General features: G+C 74.0%; 15 protein-coding genes and 1 tRNA gene. 5 read left to right on the top strand and 11 right to left on the bottom strand.

Going from position 1 to position 16,729, the window contains the following annotated elements:
* Positions 1-7 precede the first annotated feature (7 nt).
* The 8 genes from ACFWPI_RS08675 to ACFWPI_RS08710 all read right to left on the bottom strand — a co-directional run bounded on the left by ACFWPI_RS08675 (position 8) and on the right by ACFWPI_RS08710 (position 9,691).
* Entirely contained in the window at positions 8-205 is a 198-nt protein-coding gene (locus tag ACFWPI_RS08675) for a DUF6126 family protein (RefSeq protein ID WP_063348315.1), read from the bottom strand.
* A 32-nt stretch (positions 206-237) separates the two neighbouring features.
* The gene (locus ACFWPI_RS08680; protein ID WP_063348316.1) at positions 238-870 is read right to left on the bottom strand and encodes a helix-turn-helix domain-containing protein; all 633 of its coding nucleotides are present in this window, start codon (positions 868-870) and stop codon (positions 238-240) included.
* A gap of 88 nt (positions 871-958) precedes the next feature.
* Complete coding sequence (locus ACFWPI_RS08685; protein WP_380374882.1) at positions 959-2,692, bottom strand: pyruvate dehydrogenase; 1,734 nt, start codon at positions 2,690-2,692, stop codon at positions 959-961.
* Between the two features lie 114 nt (positions 2,693-2,806).
* Entirely contained in the window at positions 2,807-5,212 is a 2,406-nt protein-coding gene (locus ACFWPI_RS08690) for a glycoside hydrolase family 65 protein (protein WP_380374884.1), read from the bottom strand.
* A 99-nt stretch (positions 5,213-5,311) separates the two neighbouring features.
* Positions 5,312-6,058 (bottom strand): HAD family hydrolase, encoded by a 747-nt coding sequence (locus tag ACFWPI_RS08695; protein WP_380374886.1) that lies wholly within the window; start codon positions 6,056-6,058, stop codon positions 5,312-5,314.
* A 151-nt stretch (positions 6,059-6,209) separates the two neighbouring features.
* Positions 6,210-7,010, bottom strand: coding sequence for a VOC family protein (locus tag ACFWPI_RS08700; protein ID WP_350880560.1), 801 nt, complete (start codon positions 7,008-7,010; stop codon positions 6,210-6,212).
* A gap of 249 nt (positions 7,011-7,259) precedes the next feature.
* Positions 7,260-7,709: an SRPBCC domain-containing protein gene (locus ACFWPI_RS08705; protein WP_380374888.1), complete on the bottom strand. Its 450-nt coding sequence runs from the start codon at positions 7,707-7,709 to the stop codon at positions 7,260-7,262.
* A 224-nt stretch (positions 7,710-7,933) separates the two neighbouring features.
* Complete coding sequence (locus ACFWPI_RS08710) at positions 7,934-9,691, bottom strand: LCP family protein (protein WP_380374890.1); 1,758 nt, start codon at positions 9,689-9,691, stop codon at positions 7,934-7,936.
* A gap of 465 nt (positions 9,692-10,156) precedes the next feature.
* On the opposite strand from ACFWPI_RS08710, the gene ACFWPI_RS08715 reads away from it, so the two are divergent.
* Entirely contained in the window at positions 10,157-11,239 is a 1,083-nt protein-coding gene (locus ACFWPI_RS08715; RefSeq protein WP_380374892.1) for a fatty acid desaturase family protein, read from the top strand.
* A gap of 128 nt (positions 11,240-11,367) precedes the next feature.
* On the opposite strand, the gene ACFWPI_RS08720 is transcribed toward ACFWPI_RS08715, so the two are convergent.
* Both ACFWPI_RS08720 and ACFWPI_RS08725 read right to left on the bottom strand, forming a co-directional pair.
* Positions 11,368-11,440: transfer RNA gene (locus tag ACFWPI_RS08720), tRNA-Lys, on the bottom strand.
* 37 nt (positions 11,441-11,477) lie between these two features.
* On the bottom strand, positions 11,478-12,245 hold the full coding sequence (locus tag ACFWPI_RS08725) for a DNA polymerase beta superfamily protein (RefSeq protein ID WP_380374893.1): 768 nt from the start codon (positions 12,243-12,245) through the stop codon (positions 11,478-11,480).
* Between the two features lie 172 nt (positions 12,246-12,417).
* Here ACFWPI_RS08725 and ACFWPI_RS08730 point away from each other — a divergent pair, with 172 nt between their 5' ends.
* The 4 genes from ACFWPI_RS08730 (at position 12,418) to ACFWPI_RS08745 (ending at position 15,702) form a co-directional block, all read left to right on the top strand.
* Positions 12,418-13,182, top strand: a complete 765-nt coding sequence (locus ACFWPI_RS08730) for an SDR family oxidoreductase (protein WP_380335468.1) — start codon at positions 12,418-12,420, stop codon at positions 13,180-13,182.
* Positions 13,183-13,237: 55 nt separating this feature from the next.
* Entirely contained in the window at positions 13,238-13,933 is a 696-nt protein-coding gene (locus ACFWPI_RS08735) for a tyrosine-protein phosphatase (RefSeq protein ID WP_380374895.1), read from the top strand.
* 177 nt (positions 13,934-14,110) lie between these two features.
* The gene (locus ACFWPI_RS08740; RefSeq protein ID WP_380374896.1) at positions 14,111-15,205 is read left to right on the top strand and encodes a hypothetical protein; all 1,095 of its coding nucleotides are present in this window, start codon (positions 14,111-14,113) and stop codon (positions 15,203-15,205) included.
* 161 nt (positions 15,206-15,366) lie between these two features.
* Positions 15,367-15,702, top strand: coding sequence for a hypothetical protein (locus tag ACFWPI_RS08745; protein WP_063348325.1), 336 nt, complete (start codon positions 15,367-15,369; stop codon positions 15,700-15,702).
* Positions 15,703-15,777: 75 nt separating this feature from the next.
* On the opposite strand, the gene ACFWPI_RS08750 is transcribed toward ACFWPI_RS08745, so the two are convergent.
* The gene (locus tag ACFWPI_RS08750) at positions 15,778-16,644 is read right to left on the bottom strand and encodes a TIGR02452 family protein (protein ID WP_380374898.1); all 867 of its coding nucleotides are present in this window, start codon (positions 16,642-16,644) and stop codon (positions 15,778-15,780) included.
* Between the last annotated feature and the right edge of the window lie 85 nt (positions 16,645-16,729).

The raw sequence follows: 16,729 nt of genomic DNA on the forward strand, positions 1-16,729 counted from the left end.
CGGTGGACTACTTGTTGCGGTTGCCCAGTTCGAACAGCAGCATGATGAAGCCGGCGACGGCGTGGATGCCGGCGGTGTAGATCACCAGGCGGACCCCGACCCGGCGGTTGGCCGAGATGCCGGCGTCGACGGTCAGCGGGGCGGGGGTCGGAGCGGCCGGGGCGGTGGCCGCGGCGGCCTGGTCGGGGCTGGTGGGATCGGCCATGAGGGATCTCCTCCAAGGGTTCTGACGTCGGGTCAGTGGGTTGCTGCGGGGCCGCCGAGGCAGAGTTCGCCGCCGGGGCTCTGCAGCAGGGTGTGGACGAAGAGCAGTTCGACGCCGTCCGGCGCGTCGGCGGCGATGCAGTGCGGGGTGAGCGAGTCGAAGTGGGCGGAGTCGCCGACGTCGAGGCGGTGGACGCGGTCGCCGAGGGTCAGCTTGAGCCGGCCCTGCAGGACGTACAGCCACTCCTCGCCGGGGTGGACCCGGACCACCGTGTCCTGCACGCCCGGGGGCACGTGGACGCGCAGCGCCTGCATGGCCCGGCCGGGGGCGCCGGCCCGGCGGTAGCCCCAGCCGCCGGCGCGGCCGGGTTCGATGGCGCCGCCGCGCACGACCGGGTCGGGTTCGGCCATGGTCTCGCCGAGCAGGCCGGAGACGGAGGTGCCGTAGGCGCGGGCGAGGCCGAGCAGGACGGGGAGGGAGGGCTGGCGGCGGCCGGTCTCCAGCCGGGACAGATAGGCTGGGGAGAGCCCGACCCTGGCGGAGGCCACTTCGAGGGTCAGGCGGCTGCTGAGCCGGTGTTCCCGGAGGCGGGCGGCGAGGCCGACCACTTCCTGGTCGTCGAGCCGGTCTTCCGGGGCGGCGTCCCCGGTCGGGCTGGTGGTCATGTGACCAGTGGACACCCGCCGTGCCGCTCGGGCAAGATTTTTGCCTCAGAGGCAAGAGGGCCCGGAGTCCCCCTCTCTCGGACAGGGCCTACGGCCGCGGGATGTTGCGCAGGTTGCTGCGGGCCAGGTCGATCATGCGCCCGACCCCGCCGGAGAGCACCGTCCGCCCGGCCGCCAGCGCGAAGCCCTTCAGCTGGGCCGCCGTGATGTACGGCGGGATGGACAGCGCGTTGGGGTCGGTGACCACGTCCACCAGGGCGGGGCCGGGCCGCTCCAGCGCCTCCGCCAGCACCTCCCGGACCCTCCCCGGCTCGGTGACCCGCTTGGCCGGGATGCCCATCGCCCGCGCGATCCCCGCGTAGTCGACGTCCCCGTTGTCGATCTCGTACTCCGGGTAGCCCGAGACCAGCATCTCCAGCTTGATCATGCCGAGCACCCCGTTGTTGAAGACGACGGTCTTCACCGGCAGCCGGTGCTTGGCCACCGTCAGCAGTTCGCCGAGCAGCATGCCGATCCCGCCGTCGCCGGCCATCGCGATCACCTGCCGCCCGGGGCAGGCCAGTTGGGCGCCGATGGCGTGCGGCAGGGCGTTGGCCATCGAGCCGTGCAGGAAGGAGCCGATCACCCGGCGGCGGCCGTTCGGCTGGAGGTAGCGGGCGGCCCAGACGTTGTTCATGCCGGTGTCCACGGCGAACACCGCGTCGTCGGCGGCCACCTCGTCGAGCACCGAGGCGACGTACTCGGGGTGGATCGGCAGGTGCTTCTCGATGTCCCGGGTGTAGGCGCCGACCACGTCCTCCAGCGAGCGGCAGTGCTTGCGCAGCATCCCGTCGAGGAAGGCGCGGTCGCGCTTGGCGTCCAGCAGCGGCAGGACGGCCCGCAGGGTGGCGGCGACATCGCCGTGGACGGCCAGTTCGAGCGCGGTGCGGCGGCCCAGCCGGGTGGCGTCGTGGTCGACCTGGACGGTGTGCGCCTGCGGCAGGAAGGAGTCGTACGGGAAGTCGGTGCCGAGCAGCAGCACCAGGTCGGCGGAGTGCAGCGCCTCGTGGCAGGCGCCGTAGCCGAGCAGGCCGCTCATGCCGACGTCGTACGGGTTGTCGTACTGGATCCACTCCTTGCCGCGCAGGGAGTGCCCGACCGGCGCGTTCAGGGCCCGGGCCGCCTCCATCACCTCGCCGTGCGCCCCGCGCACCCCCGCGCCGCAGAACAGGGCGACCTTGCGGGCCGCGTTGAGCAGCCGGGCCAGCTCCTGCACCTGGGACCACGGCGGCGCGGCGACGGCCTGCTCGGTGAGGAAGTGGCTGGTCCCGGTGGGCCCGGCGGCGGGGAGCGCGGCGACGTCCCCGGGGAAGGCCAGCACCGAGACGCCGTGCGAGCCGAGCGCGTGCTGGATGGCGATCCGCATCAACCGGGGCAGCTGGGCGGGGGTGGAGAGCATCTCGCACCAGGAGCTGCAGTCGGTGAACACCCGCTCGGGGTGGGTCTCCTGGAAGAAGCCGGTGCCGATCTGCCCGGACGGGATGTGCGAGGCGAGCGCCAGCACCGGCAGGCCGCTGCGCTGGGCGTCGTACAGGCCCTGGACGAGGTGGGTGTTGCCGGGGCCGCAGGAGCCGGCGCAGACGGCGAGCCGGCCGCTGAGTTCGGCCTCGGCGGCCGCCGCGAAGGCGCCCGCCTCCTCGTTGCGCACGTGCACCCAGCTGATGCAGTCGGTCCGCCGGATCGCGTCCACGACCGGGTTGAGGCTGTCTCCGACCACGCCGTAGACCCGCTCGACCCCGGCCTGCCGGAGCACCTCCACCATCTGTTCGGCCACGCTCGCCACGGGTGCTCTCCAATCACCGGCCGCCCGCTGCCGCAGGACACCTGCACCCTCCGACGGCCGGGCCCGCCCCGCACCCGGAGCGGGCCCGAACAGGTGAACGACAGGCCGGCGCGGCTACTCCGCCGCCAGGTGGTCCTGCTGCCCGAGCTTGCCGCTGACCAGGCCCGCCTGCGCCTGCCGCCGGGCGGGCTCGCGGCCGGGCGGCTGGCCGCACCGCTCCTGGGCCGGCGGCGCGGTGGTCGGCAGGGTGACCGGCTGCCCGGCCTTCACCTGCACCGGCTCGCCGTCGTGCCACAGGTGCAGCACCTCGCCGCGGCGCAGCGCGTACGTCGTCCCCTCGTGGGTGATCTGGACGCCCAGCAACTGCCCGCGGACCATCAGCGAGAACCCGAGCCTCATCAGCCCGCCCGGCAGCCGGGGCCGGAAGGACAGCGAGTCGCTGTGGTCGCGCAGCCCCCCGAAGCCCGCCACCAGGGCGATGCAGGCGCCCGCGAGCGAGGCCATGTGCAGGCCGTCGCGGGTGTTGCCGCCGAGGTCGTGCAGGTCCATCAGCGCCGCCTCGGCCGTGTAGTCGTACGCGAGGTCGAGCTGGCCGACCTCGGCGGCGATCACCGCCTGGGTGCACGCGGAGAGCGAGGAGTCGCGGACGGTGAGCCGCTCGTAGTAGGCGAAGTTGCGGGCCTTCTGCTCGTCGGTGAACGCGTCGCCGCGGACCTGCATGGCGAGCACCAGGTCGGCCTGCTTGACCACCTGCTTGCGGTACAGGTCGAAGTACGGGTAGTGCAGCAGCAGCGGGTACTTCTCGGGCGGGGTGTGCTCGAAGTCCCAGACCTGGTGGTGGGTGAAGCCGTCGGCCTGCGGGTGCACGCCGAGGTCCTCGTCGTACGGGATGTACATCGCGGCCGCGGCGTCCCGCCAGGCGGCGGTCTCCTCGGTGTCGACGCCGAGTTCGGCGGCCTCGTGCGAGTGGCGGGCGGCGGCCTCGGCGGCGGCGCGCAGGTTCGTCTGCGCCATCAGGTTGGTGAACACGTTGTTGTCGGCGACGGCGCTGTACTCGTCCGGGCCGGTGACGCCCTCGATGCGGAACTTCCCCGAGACGTCGTGGTGGCCGAGCGAGCGCCACATCCGGGCGGTCTCCACGAGCAGTTCGAGCCCGTACGCGCGCTCGAACTCGGCGTCCCCGGTGGCCCGGACGTAGCGGGCGACGGCGGCGGCGATGTCGGCGCCGATGTGGAAGGCTGCGGTACCGGCCGGCCAGTACCCGGAGCACTCCTCGCCGCGGATGGTCCGCCAGGGGAACACCGCTCCGGCCAGGCCGAGTTGGGCGGCCCGCTCGCGGGCCAGCGGCAGCGTGGTGTGCCGCCAGCGCAGCGCCTGGTTGACGGCCCCGGGCAGGCAGTAGGTGAGCACCGGCAGGACGAAGGTCTCGGTGTCCCAGAAGCTGTGGCCGTCGTAGCCGGGGCCGGTCAACCCCTTGGCGGGGATGGCCCGTTCCTCGCTGCGGGCGCCGGCCTGGAGGACGTGGAAGACGGCGAACCGGACGGCCTGCTGGAGTTCGACGTCGCCTTCGATCTCGACGTCGCTGGTCTCCCAGAACTCCTTGAGGTAGTCGGCCTGTTCGGCGGCCAGACCGTCCCAGCCGGTGTACCTGGCGGCGGTCAGCGCGGCCTCCACCTGGTCCCGGACGGCGGGCAACGAGCGCGTCCCCGACCAGCCGTAGGCCATGAACTTGACCAGCCGCAGCCGCTGTCCGGGCCGGAGCACGGTGGTGACGCTGATCCGGCAGTGGTCGGCCTCGGCCTCGGCGACGGTTTCGAGCTCCTCCGGGCCCTCGATCACGTGGTCCATCCCGGCGGCGACCCGGATCGCGCTGTAGCGGGTGCGGTGCACCAGGACGGCCTTGGTGCCGCTCGCGTGGTGCACCTCGGGCTGCAACGGCGCCTCCAGCACGGCGGAGGCCCGCGGATCGCCCTCGGGGCCGCCGGGCAGCTGCTCGTTGGCGACCAGCTCGGACTGGAGCACGATCCGCACCGGCCCGTCCACCGCCTCGACGCTGTACTCGACCGCGGCGACCGCGCGCTGGGTGAGCGAGACCAGCCGGGAGGAGCGCACCCGGATGGTCCGGCCGGCCGGGGAGGTCCACTCGGCCTCGCGGTGCAGCATCCCCTCCCGGAAGTCCAACCAGCGCTTGTGGCGGATGAGTTCGCCGTAGCGCAGGTCGAAGGGCTCGTCGTCGACCAACAGCCGGATGATCTTGCCGTTGGTCACGTTGATGACGCTCTGGCTGGACTCCGGGTAGCCGTAGCCGCCCTCGCCGTACGGCAGCGGGCGGAGCTCGAAGACACCGTTCAGGTAGGTGCCGGGGAGGCCGTGCGGCTCGCCCTCGTCCAGGTTGGCGCGCAGGCCGATGTGGCCGTTGGAGAGCGCGAACAGCGACTCGGCGCGGGCCATCGCGGTCAGGTCCAGACCCTGCTCGGCGATCAGCCAGGGGTCGACGGAGAAGTTGTCCAAGCCACTCATGCGCCCACCTCGCTCCGCTCGGCAGCCGATGACCGGCACGCGCGCCTCTCGATGATGAGCTCACTCCGCTCACTCATGCGACTACCCCGCTCCACTCACTCATGCCTGCTCCTCCAGCAGTTCGGCGAGGTCGTCGACGACCACGGTCGCGCCGTCCCGGCGCAGTTCGGCGGTCTGCCCGGTGCGGTTGACCCCGACCACGGCCCCGAAGCCGCCCGCCCGGCCGGAGGCCACCCCGGCGAGCGCGTCCTCGAAGACGGCGGCGTGCGCGGGCTCGACGCCGAGCGTGCGGGCGGCGTACAGGTAGGTGTCGGGGGCGGGCTTGCCGGGCAGGCCCTCGCGCTGGGCGACGACGCCGTCCACGATCACGTCGAACAGCCCCTCGATGCCCGCCGCCCGCAGCACGTCCCGGCAGTTGGCGCTGGAGGACACCACGGCGCTGGGCAGCCCGAGCGCGCGCAGCCGGTGCACGTACGCGACCGAGCCGTCGTACGGCTGGACGCCCTGCTCGCGGATCAGCCGCAGGACGGTGTCGTTCTTGGCCCGGCTGATCCCGTGCACGGTAGGGGTGTTGGGCGGATCGGCGTCGGTGCCCTCGGGCAGGTCGACGCCCCGGCTGTGCAGGAACGCCCGGGTGCCGTCCAGTCTCGGGCGGCCGTCCACGTAGGTGTCGTAGTCGGTGACGGCGTCGAAGGGGACGAACTGCCCGCCGGTGCGGGCGGCTTCGGCGCGCAGGAAGGAGTCGAAGGTGTCCTTCCAGGCCGCGGCGTGCACTTTGGCGGTCTGGGTGAGGACCCCGTCGAGGTCGAAGAGGAAAGCGCGGATGTCGTCCGGTAGCCCCAGCATGGGTGCAGTCTTACCCGGGAACGCGGGGAAGCCGCCCATTTCCCGGCGGCGCGTCGCGGGAAGGGCGGCTTCCGGTTGCCCGGGTGCTCGTGGGTGGCCGGGTGGGCCCGGGGGTGCCCGGCGCCGGCACGGCGGGGGTGCCCGGCTGCTGTTACGGCGAGTCGGGCATCTGCGCCTCGGCGGCCTCCGCCACCGCGAACACCGCACCCTGCGGGTCCTGGACGACCGCCATCCGGCCGGACTGCATGTCGAACGGCGGCTGGATCACCGAGCCGCCCGCCTTGACCAGGGCGTCCACGGTGGAGTCGGTGTCGTCCACCGAGAAGTAGGCCATCCAGTGCGAGGGCGTGCCCGCCCCCAGGTACTTGGGGATCGGCTGCATGCCGCCCACCGTACGGTCGCCGGCGTTGAGCGAGAAGTACCCCTCCATGCCCTGGATGGTCGCCGGGCGCAGCCCGAGCGCCGGGAGGTAGAAGCGGCCGGCCGCGTCGGTGTCGGCGGTGTTGAGCTCGTTCCAGACCAGTGCGCCGGGCTCGTTGACCACGCCCGCGCCGATGAAGTCCATCGCCTGCCAGACGCCGAACACCGCGCCGGTCGGGTCGGCGGCGACCAGCATCCGGCCGATCACGCCGACGTCCATCGCCGGGTAGAGGATCGTGCCGCCGTGCTCGGCGATGGCGGCCCCGCTCACGTCGGCGTCGTCCGAGGCCAGGTAGGTGGTCCAGGCGACGGGCGGCAGCGGCTGGCCCTCGGGCGCGGACCGCGCCATGATCCCGGCGACCGGTCGGTCGTTGAGCATGCACACGGCGTAGCCGCCGAACTCGGCCGGGCCGACCTCGCCCTGCCAGCCGAACAGGTCGCGGTAGAAGTCGAGCGCGGCCTGCTGGTCGCTCGCCATCAGGTCGATCCAGCACGGGGTGCCGGGCTTGTACGGAGCGGTGACTACGGGCATTGCTGGGCCTCCCGAAGGCAGTGGTCGCCGGCGTGGTCGTCGGGGCGGGCGGGTCCCGGCCGCCCGGTGCCGGGCTGCCGGTGCCGGCCGTCAGCGCGAACGGCGGGTACACCGCCCACCATCGGCCCGGCGCCGCGATCCCGCCACCGGACGGCGCCCTGGCGGGCGATCGGACGGGCCCGGGGCCCGTTCGGCCGCCGGCGGGCCGTTCGCGCGGCGTCGTGCCGCTCACGCCGCCGCGTGGGCCGTTCACGCGGCGTCGTGCCGCTGGGCCGTGACGAAGTACGGCTGCACCTTGCCGCTCTGCGCGTAGTCCTTGAGCCGGACCAGCAGTTCGGCCCAGGTGCCGGCGACCAGCGGGACACCGTCCTCGCTGCCCGGCTGCCAGCCGCCGTGCCGGAACAGCAGCCGGGTGCGGCCGGGCTCGCCGGGCTGGTCGGCGAGGTCCCAGCTGATCCAGGTGCCGGCCCAGTGCGGCGGGAAGGCCCCGGCGTTGGCCCACACCACCCGGTCCAGGTCGGCCCGCTCGCGGCGCAGCCGGAACGGCTCGGGGACGCCGGGGAAGTCGAACAGCAGGACGTCGCCCTCCCGGTCCACGCCGGTGGTCCACCAGCTGGTCAGCCCGCCGTGCGTGTTGAGCGCGGCGAGGACGACGGCCCGGGGTGCGGCGATGTCGAACTGGAGGGCGATCTCGGGCATGGGGGTCCGCCTTTCGGTGCGCGCCCCCCTTGTCCGTGGGCCGGGTCCGGTGTACCGGGGTCCCGCGCGTCGGGCCCCCGTCCCTCAGGTCGCCCGGGCCGGGCGCCTCCCCGGTTTCTCCGGCCACCATGGCACGACCCCCGGGCCCGCGCGCCCTGGACGGCGCCGGCCCGGGGGTCGTCCCCACGGCTCGGGTGCGGTCAGCCCCCACGGCTCGGGTGCGGTCAGCCGCCGCTGCCGTAGGTGGTGTTCGCGCAGATGTCGTCGTCCGCCGAGCGGGCGTCGTTGGTGACGGTGGTGGGCAGCGGCGCCGGGGGCGCCGGGGTGCCGTTCGCGGCCGCGCCGCCCGTCCCGGCGGCCGGGCCGGTGGCGCCGCCGCCGTTGGCCGCCGAGAAGTCCTTGCCGACGATCAGGGTCACGCCCGCCGAGTTGCCGGCCTCGACGCTGGCGCCCGGGAACAGCGCGGCGACCTTGTCGGCGTTCGCCTTCTGCCCGGAGCCGTACTCGATCATGGTGGTCTTGTACTTGGTGCTCGCCGCCTGGCCCGCCGTGGTGGCGACGAACTTGGCGGCCTTCAGCTGCGCGGTCGCCTTGCCGGCCAGGCCGTTCTCGGTCGTCCCGTTGTAGACCGCCACCTTGATCGACGAGTTACCGGCGTCCGCGACCGGCGCGGCGGGCGCGCTGGACGCGGCCGACTGCGACGCGGCCGGTGCGCTCGGGCTGGCGGCGGCGTCCGGCTGCTGGCCGGTGGCGTTCTGCCCGTCGATGGTCTGGTCGGCCTTGAGGGTCTCCCAGAGCTTGTTGGCGTCCGGCTGGACCAGGTCGAGGTCCTTGTCCTGGGTGCGGTAACGCCAGGGCGCCGTCACGAACTTGAGGTCGTGCATGTCGATGTTCTTGAGCGACAGCCCGAAGGAGAGCAGCTTGTCCGCGGAGGCCAGCCCCGGGTCGACCACCAGCGACTTGGTCGCGGCGTCGGCCAGCGGCAGCAGGTTGGTGGGGCTCAGCCCGTCCTTCTTGACCTTGCTCGCGAGCGAGCTGAGGAAGGCCTGCTGGCGCTTCATCCGGCCGATGTCGGAGCCGTCGCCGATGCCGTGCCGCAGGCGCACGTAGTCCAGCGCCTGCTGGCCCTGCACGGTCTGCTTGCCCTGCGGCAGGACGAGGTCGCCCTTCTTGTGCAGGTTGGGGTTGACGTCGCCCTCGTAGATGGCCTTCGGCAGGCAGACGTCGACGCCGTTCACGGCCTTGGTCATCGCGGAGAAGCCGTTGAAGTCGACCACGATGGTGTGGTCGACCCGGATCCCGGTGAGCTTCTCCACCGTGTTCTGGGCGCAGGCCGGGTTGCCGCCGTCGCTGCCGCCGACCGAGAAGGCCGCGTTGAACAGGTCGCTGGACGCCCCCTTGGTCCACTTGCCGTTGGGCAGCTTGCAGGGCGGGATCGGGACCTTCGCGTTGCGCGGGATCGAGATGCCCACGGCGTGCTTGTGGTCGGCGTAGACGTGCAGCAGGATCGTGGTGTCCGAGCGGGCGCCGCCGTCCTCGCCGCCGCCGAGGTCCGAGTTGTTGCCGCCGCGGCTGTCCGAACCGATCAGCAGGACGTTGACCGGCTTGTTGCCGTCCGCGTCGGCCTGCGCCTCCGGCGGGCGGTCGGTGGCTATCGCGTCGCCGTCGAAGGACTTGATGTTGGCGTTCAGCTTGAAGTAGATCGCCCCGCCGGCGCCCGCGATCAGCACCAGCACACCGGCCGCCGACCAGGCGACGATCTTCTTCACGTTCTTCTTGGGCTTGCGGCTGTTGCGCGCCGCCGCCCGGCCGCCGCCGGCCGCCGCCTCCGGCCTGCCGCCGTCCTTGCCAGCGCCCCGACCACCGTCCTTGCCAGCGTCCTTGCCGCCGTCCTTGCCGCCGTCCTTGCCAGCGCGGCCAGCGCCCTTGCCCTGGGCGGCGCGTCGGGCCTCCGCCCGGCCGCCGGTACGCGGCGGCGGCACGGATCCATCGCTCCCCGTCGTGAGCGCGCCGGGTGCGTTCTCCCCCCGAGCCGGGCCCTCGCCCCACTGACCTGACATGCGCGTACCTTTCACCGACGGAAGCGACGCCCCGGACGATCTGGCGCACCGCACACAGGGAGACGGTCGGAGCCGTTCCCAGGTTGCACATACGAACATCGGTACAAACCGATGAACGTGGCTTCCGATCATATTTAGGCCCGACGCGGTCACCGACCTCCGGTCCACCACCAACCCCGGCCACCACGGCGCAAGCTCGCCACAGAACGCCCGAAACCAGCCGATTACGACGTGACCTACGCCACCTCGCCCCGCCCCAGCGGCACCATCCGGCACCACGCGCCGCACGTCCGCCGCCGCCCGGGACGGTCCGGGGGTTATCCTCACCCCGCCCCAGGGGGATGCCCCCGTTTCTCAAGGCCCGTTCGCTAGACCAGACTCAGCACCATGACCACCGATACCGCGGGGACGCCGACCGCGAAAACCCGGCCGCAGCCGCCCGCCGGACCACCGGACACCGCCCCGCCCGGAACCGGCGGGAGCGACTTCGCCCAACTGCTCGGCCGGATCAGCGCCGAGGCCCTGCTCGACCGACGCCCGGTCTACTACACCGTCCGCGCGGGCCTCGTCCTCGCCGCGTTCCTCGGCGGCTGGTGGGCCATGTTCGCCCTCGGCGACACCTGGCTCCAACTCGGCCTGGCCGCCGCGATGTCCATCGTCTTCGCCCAACTCGGACTGATGGCCCATGACCTGGCGCACCGCCAGGTGTTCACCGGGCGCCGCGCCGGCGAGATCGGCGGCCGCATCGTCGCCAACCTCCTGATGGGCATGAGCTACGGCTGGTGGATGAACAAGCACACCCGCCACCACGCCAACCCCAACCACGAGGAGCGGGACCCGGACGTCTCCCCCGACCTCGTCGTCTGGTCCCAGGACCAGGCCAGGAGGGCCAGCGGAATCGCCCGCTTCATCGGCCGCCGCCAGGCGTTCCTCTTCTTCCCGCTGCTCCTGCTCGAAGGCCTCAACCTCAGCTACAACAGCTTCCGCGCGCTGCGCAGCCCGATCATGAAGCGCCCGTACCTGGAGGGCTTCCTGCTGGTCGCCCACTTCGCCGCCTACCTCGGGCTGGTCTTCGCCGCCCTCCCGGTCGGCAAGGCCTTCGCCTTCCTCGCCGTCCACCAGGCCCTGCTCGGCGTCTACTTGGGCTGCGTCTTCGCCCCCAACCACAAGGGCATGCTGATGGTGACGCCCGGCATGCGGCTCGACTTCCTCCGCCGCCAGGTCCTCACCTCCCGCAACGTCCGCGGCGGCTACTTCATCGACGCCCTGATGGGCGGCCTCAACTACCAGGTCGAGCACCACCTCTTCCCCAGCATGCCCACCCCGGCCCTGCGCCGCGCCGCCGTCCTCACCCGTGACTTCTGCGCCGAGAAGGAGATCGCCTACTACGAGACCGGCCTCTTCCGCTCGTACCGCGAGATCCTCACCCACCTCCACCAGACCGGCGCCCCGATCCGCGCCGCGGCCTGACCCGCCCACGACCCGCACCACACTGCGGCACCCCGGCTACTCGACCAGCCGGGGTGCCGCAGTGCGTTCACCGGTCGCGGACATGCAAAAGGCCAGGTCAGAGGTTTTCTGACCTGGCCTCGGTTCGGTGGGCCACCAGGGGCTCGAACCCTGAACCTACGGATTAAAAGTCCGCAGCTCTGCCAATTGAGCTAGTGGCCCGTGGCCCTCGTCCCGGTTGGGGAGGGCCACCGTGATCCTACCCGGTGGGGCGCAGGGCTCCGCCAGCGGATTGCGCGGGCGCGCCGGGGGCGGGGGGCGGAGCGTAGTGGGCGGCGCGGACGCGGCGGAGCCAGGATTCGGCGGGGCGCGGGTCCGGGGCGGCGGGGAGGACGCCGGGGCGGGCCAGGCGATCGGCGGCGTCGGCGAGCAGGGACTCGGCGACGGCGGGGCGGTCGGCGATGCGTTCGCCGAGGTCGCGGACGTGTCCGGGGTCGGCGAGGCGGACCAGGTTGTGGCCGGTCTCGTGCAGCCGGACGGCCTGCGCGACCAGCCGGACCAGGTGCCGGGCGTGCTTGGCGGCCCGGCCGCGGGTGACCGGGTCGGTGGTGTCGCGGGTCAGCAGTTTGCGGAACTGCTGCTCTGCGTAACCGAGATAGGCCTTCCGGACGGCCGATTCGCTGAGGAAACTCGAGCGGATCTCGACCAGTTCGGCACCGAGCGGAGTGCGGATCTCGTACAGGTCGTCCGGCAGCCAGACGAGCTCGGAGGCGGTCGGGTTGCAGGACAGCGCCAGGCGGCACCACTTGGCGGCCTCGTGCAGGGTGACGTCGGGCCCGGTGGTGACGTGCGACTCGGCCGGGCGGTGCAGACCGTGCAGCTCCTCGGTGGGGGCGGCGTACAGGCCGAGCCGGTCGACGTCGGAGCCGGCGTGGGCGAAGCCGTACGCGGTGGAGCCGACCACGCCGGAGAGCAGGACGGTGCCGGGGACGGCGGGTGCGGGTGCGGGTGCGGGTGCGTCGGGCATCGTCGGTCTCCTCTCGACCGGCCGGCTGGCAGGACGGTGCCGGCGGTGAGGGTGGTGGCGGTGAGGGTGGTGGTGGCGCCGCTACCGCATCCTCGCCGGTCCGGGCCGCTCCGGGCGAACGATTTCCGCGCCGGGGCCCGCCCCGGCCGGCCCGCCGGGTAGCGTACCGACCATGTCGACCACCATCCCCGACGACGGCGTCCTGATCGTCACCGGCGCCGGCCGCGGCATCGGCGCCGCCACCGCCCTGCTCGCCGCCCGGCGCGGCTACCGGGTCTGCGTCAACTACCGCACGGACGAGGCCTCGGCCACCGCCGTGGTGGACGCCGTCCGGGCCGAGGGCGGCACCGCGCTCGCCGTCCGGGCCGACGTCACCCGCACCGCCGAGGTGGAGCGGCTGTTCACCACCGTGGACGCCGAACTCGGGCTGCTCACCGGCCTGGTGAACAACGCCGGCACGCTGGAGAAGCAGTGCCGGCTGGAGGACATCGACGAGGACCGGCTGAACCGGATCTGGGCCGCCAACATCACCGGCCCGTTCCTGTGCGCGGCCCAGGCCGTCCGCCGGATGTCCACCCGGCACGGCGGCCGCGGCGGTGCCATCGTCAACGTGTCCTCGGCCGCCTCGCGGCTCGGCTCGCCCAACGAGTACGTCGACTACGCGGCCGCCAAGGGCGCCGTCGACTCGATGACCCGCGGCCTCGCCCTGGAGGTCGCCGCCGAGGGGATCCGGGTCAACGCCGTCCGCCCCGGCCTGATCCACACCGACATCCACGCCCTCGGCGGCGAGCCCGGCCGGGTCGACCGGGTCGCCCCCGGACTGCCGATGCGGCGCGGCGGACGGGCGGAGGAGGTCGCCGAGGCGATCCTCTTCCTGCTCTCCCCCGCCGCCTCGTACACCACCAACGCGTTCCTGGACGTCTCCGGCGGGCGCTGAAAGGTTCCCTCCGGTTTCCTTCCGCCGGCCCGCCCGCCGCCCGTACCGTGGGGCCATGACCGACGCCTTCATCGACATCCCCGGTGTGCGCAACTTCCGTGACGCGGGCGGGATCGGCGCCCTGCGGCGGGGCGTGCTCTACCGCTCCGGCTCCTTCCACACCCTCACCGACGAGGGCGCCCGGCGCCTCAAGGCCCTCGGCCTGCGCACCGTCCTCGACCTGCGCAGTCCGGTCGAGCTGGAGGTCTGGCCCGACCTGCGGCACGGCCTCGACCACGAGGCCCTCAACCTGCCGACCCTGCCCGCCAACCGCGAGGACGTCGACCAGCCCTGGCCCGAGGACCAGGCGGCGCTCTACCCCTTCATGGCCCGGACCGCCGGCCCGTCCCTCGCCGCCGTCGTCCGCCGCCTCGCCGCCCCCGGCGCGCTGCCCGCCCTCGTGCACTGCGCCGTCGGCAAGGACCGCACCGGCCTGACCATCGCCGTCCTGCAGTCCCTGCTCGGCGCCTCGGAGGCCGACGTCACCGCCGACTTCCTGCTCTCCAACGTCGGCCTCGGCCTCGACCGGGGCCCCACCCCCTACGTCGACGAGACCGGCACCGAACGCGTCTCCCGCCCCGTCACCGCCGAACTCCTCGCCTCCGCCCTCGGCTGGATCCACACCCGGCACTCCTCCCTCCCCGCCTACCTCCGCGCCCACGGCGTCACCGACGAGGAGCTGACCGCCCTGCGCACCAACCTGTCGGCCTGACCGGCCCGGGGACGCACCTGCTCCTGGCCTTCGAAGCGCCACCACTGGGCGGGCGGGCCGGTGTCCTCCCCCTGGTGGACGGCGGGGTCGGGGGCGGTGCGGCGCGAAGGCCGCGGCCCGGCAGCCGACCCGGCACCCGCCACCGGGCCCACCCGCAGCGCCGCCTATGCTGCGGCGGTGTCTTCCGACCATGATGCGCCGCACCGTCAGCAGCCCACCCTCTTGGAGGCGGTGGCCGGGCTGGAGGCGGTGGCCGCCGCCGGGGACGACGACCGCTTCGGCCCCGCCCTGGCGCTGGTGGGCGGGCTGTTCGGGTCGGCCGGTCCGGCCGAGGCCGCCGCAGCCGGCCCCCGGCTGGCCGCGCTGCTGCCGGGCGCCCCGCCGTTCCCCCGGGCGCACCTGGCGATGGTCGTGGGCGCCTGCGTGGAGAACGGCGCCGACCCGGTCGGCTGCGCGGGCCCGGTGCTGGCAGGCCTGCGCGGGGCGCTGACCGGCACGCAGCGGCTGACGCGGCGGTGGGCGCAGACCGGCGGCGGCCCGCTGCCGGACCCGGAGGGCGACGACCCGGTCGAGGCGCACGACCGGGTCGCGGATCCGGCACACCTGGACGCGTGGCACGCGCACCTGGCCGTGGTCGGCTGGTGGACGCTGCACCTGTGGCAGCGGGCCGCCTGGGCCGTGTACGCGCACCCGCCGGTGCGCCGCGAGGCGCGCACCTCGGGCGTGACGGACGTGCTGCTGGAGCTGTTCGAGCGGTACGACGGCGGGCGGCACGACTTCAAGGGCCTGGCGCACCTGGCGCTGGTCCTCGACGACGAGCCGCTGCTGGTGCTGGACCGCCCCACCGGCACCGGCTACCTGCTGCGCATGGACGGGCTGGGCGACACCTTCCAACTGCACACCCTGCTCGCCGAGGTGCTGATCGGCGGCGGCCACCTGCCGGGCACCCGGCCGGACCCGGAGGTGGTGGCGCTGGCCCGTACCGCGGTCCCGGACGACCGCCGGGTGGTCGCGACCGGCGCGTTCAACCTGGTCGCCCCGGACGGCTCGTGGCTGTGGAACGAGGGGACGCCCAGCGACATCCCGGTGGTGGACGGCGTGCGCACCCTGGTGCTGGAACCGCCGCCGTACGAGCGCAGTTGGTCCGCCGGGCGGCTCCTCCAGGAGGTCCCGGGCGACCTGCGGCTGGAACGGGTGCTGCCCCCGGCGGAGGCCGCGCAGCGGCTGGCCCGCACGGTGCCGGCACAACCCGCCGAACAGGCGTTCCGGTAACGCGCCCGCGGGGAGACCCGAAAGCGGGGAGGCCCGAAAGCGGCGGGACCCGACGGCAGCAGGACCCGACGGCGGGGAGGCCCGGACGGGCGCGGGGCGGGCGGGCTATGGTCGGAAGCCGGAACAGGAAGTCGGGACAACCTCTACGAGTGGAGTCGACGATGGCGAAGGTCCCCAACGTGCTCTCGGCCGCCGCGCCCGCCGCACTGACCGCGGCGAGCGGCCTGGTGGGCGGTTACGGCGTCGCCCGCTGGAGCGGCCGGCGCGAACTGGGCGGCGCGGTGCTGGCGGTGGCCGGTGCCGGGGCGGCCGCGCAGTGGCACCGCAGCTCGGGCGCGGCCACTGCGGCGGCGCTGACCGGCCTGTACGTGGCGGCGTTCGGCGGCTCGCATCCGCTGGCGAAGAAGATCGGCGCCTGGCCGTCGGTCTTCGCCGTCACCGGTGTGGTCGCGGCGGCCTCGACGGCCGCGACGGCGCTGGCCGCCCGCAAGCGGTAGCGGCACCCGGCGCGAGCCGTGCGCCAGCCCGCTCACCGGCCTCGGCGGCCTCACCGGCGGCACCCGGCGGCGGCCTCAGCGCACCGCCGCGCCGGGCTGCGCCGCCCCGCCGAACCGCGCCTCGAACGCGGCCCGGTTCGCCGAGACCGGTGAGCGGTCCCAGACCGCGAACACCACCTGTTCGAAGGCCGCCCCGTACCGGGAGAGCGCGCCCTCGAAGGCCTCGGCGACCTGGGCCGGGTCGTTGCGGAACACCCCGCAGCCCCAGGCCCCGAGCACCAGCGTGCGGACCTCGTGCCGGGCCGCCGCCGCGAGCACCCGGACGGCCCGCTCGGCGAGCACGCCCCGGACGTCCACGTCGGCCGAGCGCCGTTCCAGCTGGCCCGCGTTGGGTGCGGGCGAGGTCAGGAAGGTGACCGGGTACGGCCGCGCCAGCAGGTCGCCGCCCCGGCCGCGGATCACCGGTACGTCGGGCGAGACGATCACCCGGTGGCTGTACCGGAGGTCGGTGGAGGCGCGGTGCGCCTCGTAGTAGTCCGGCGCCTCCAGCAGGCAGGTGTAGAGCAGCGCGCTGCGGCACAGGTCCTCCTCCTGGGCGCGGGCGCCGCGCAGGTAGCCGCCGCCGGGGTTGCGCGCGGAGGCGAAGTTGAGCACCCCGACCGGGCCCGCCCCGCCCTCGACCAGGCGCCGGGCGGCCTCGATGCTGCCTTCGGCCGTCACCTCCACCGCCCCGACGGGCCCACCGGGCCGATCCGGCCCTGGCCCCGGGCCCCCGCCCCGCAGCAGCGCGTCCAGCGCCGGCGGCGCGTACGACACCGTGCCGGCCCTGGCGGCCGCCAACTGCTCCCCCACCGTGACGAGTTCGCCTCCGGCCGCCCGGTAGCTCCCCCGCTCGGCGATCTCCTCGTTCACCCGGGCCACGTCATGCAGTCTGCTGCTCATGTCCGGGACGCTACGGGACTTCCGCCGGGCCGCGCCACAGGTTATTCTCAGCCACAGAACAACACCTCGGGGGCGCGAGGGGTAC

This window comes from Kitasatospora sp. NPDC058492 (genome assembly GCF_042720685.1).
Lineage (GTDB): Bacteria > Actinomycetota > Actinomycetes > Streptomycetales > Streptomycetaceae > Kitasatospora.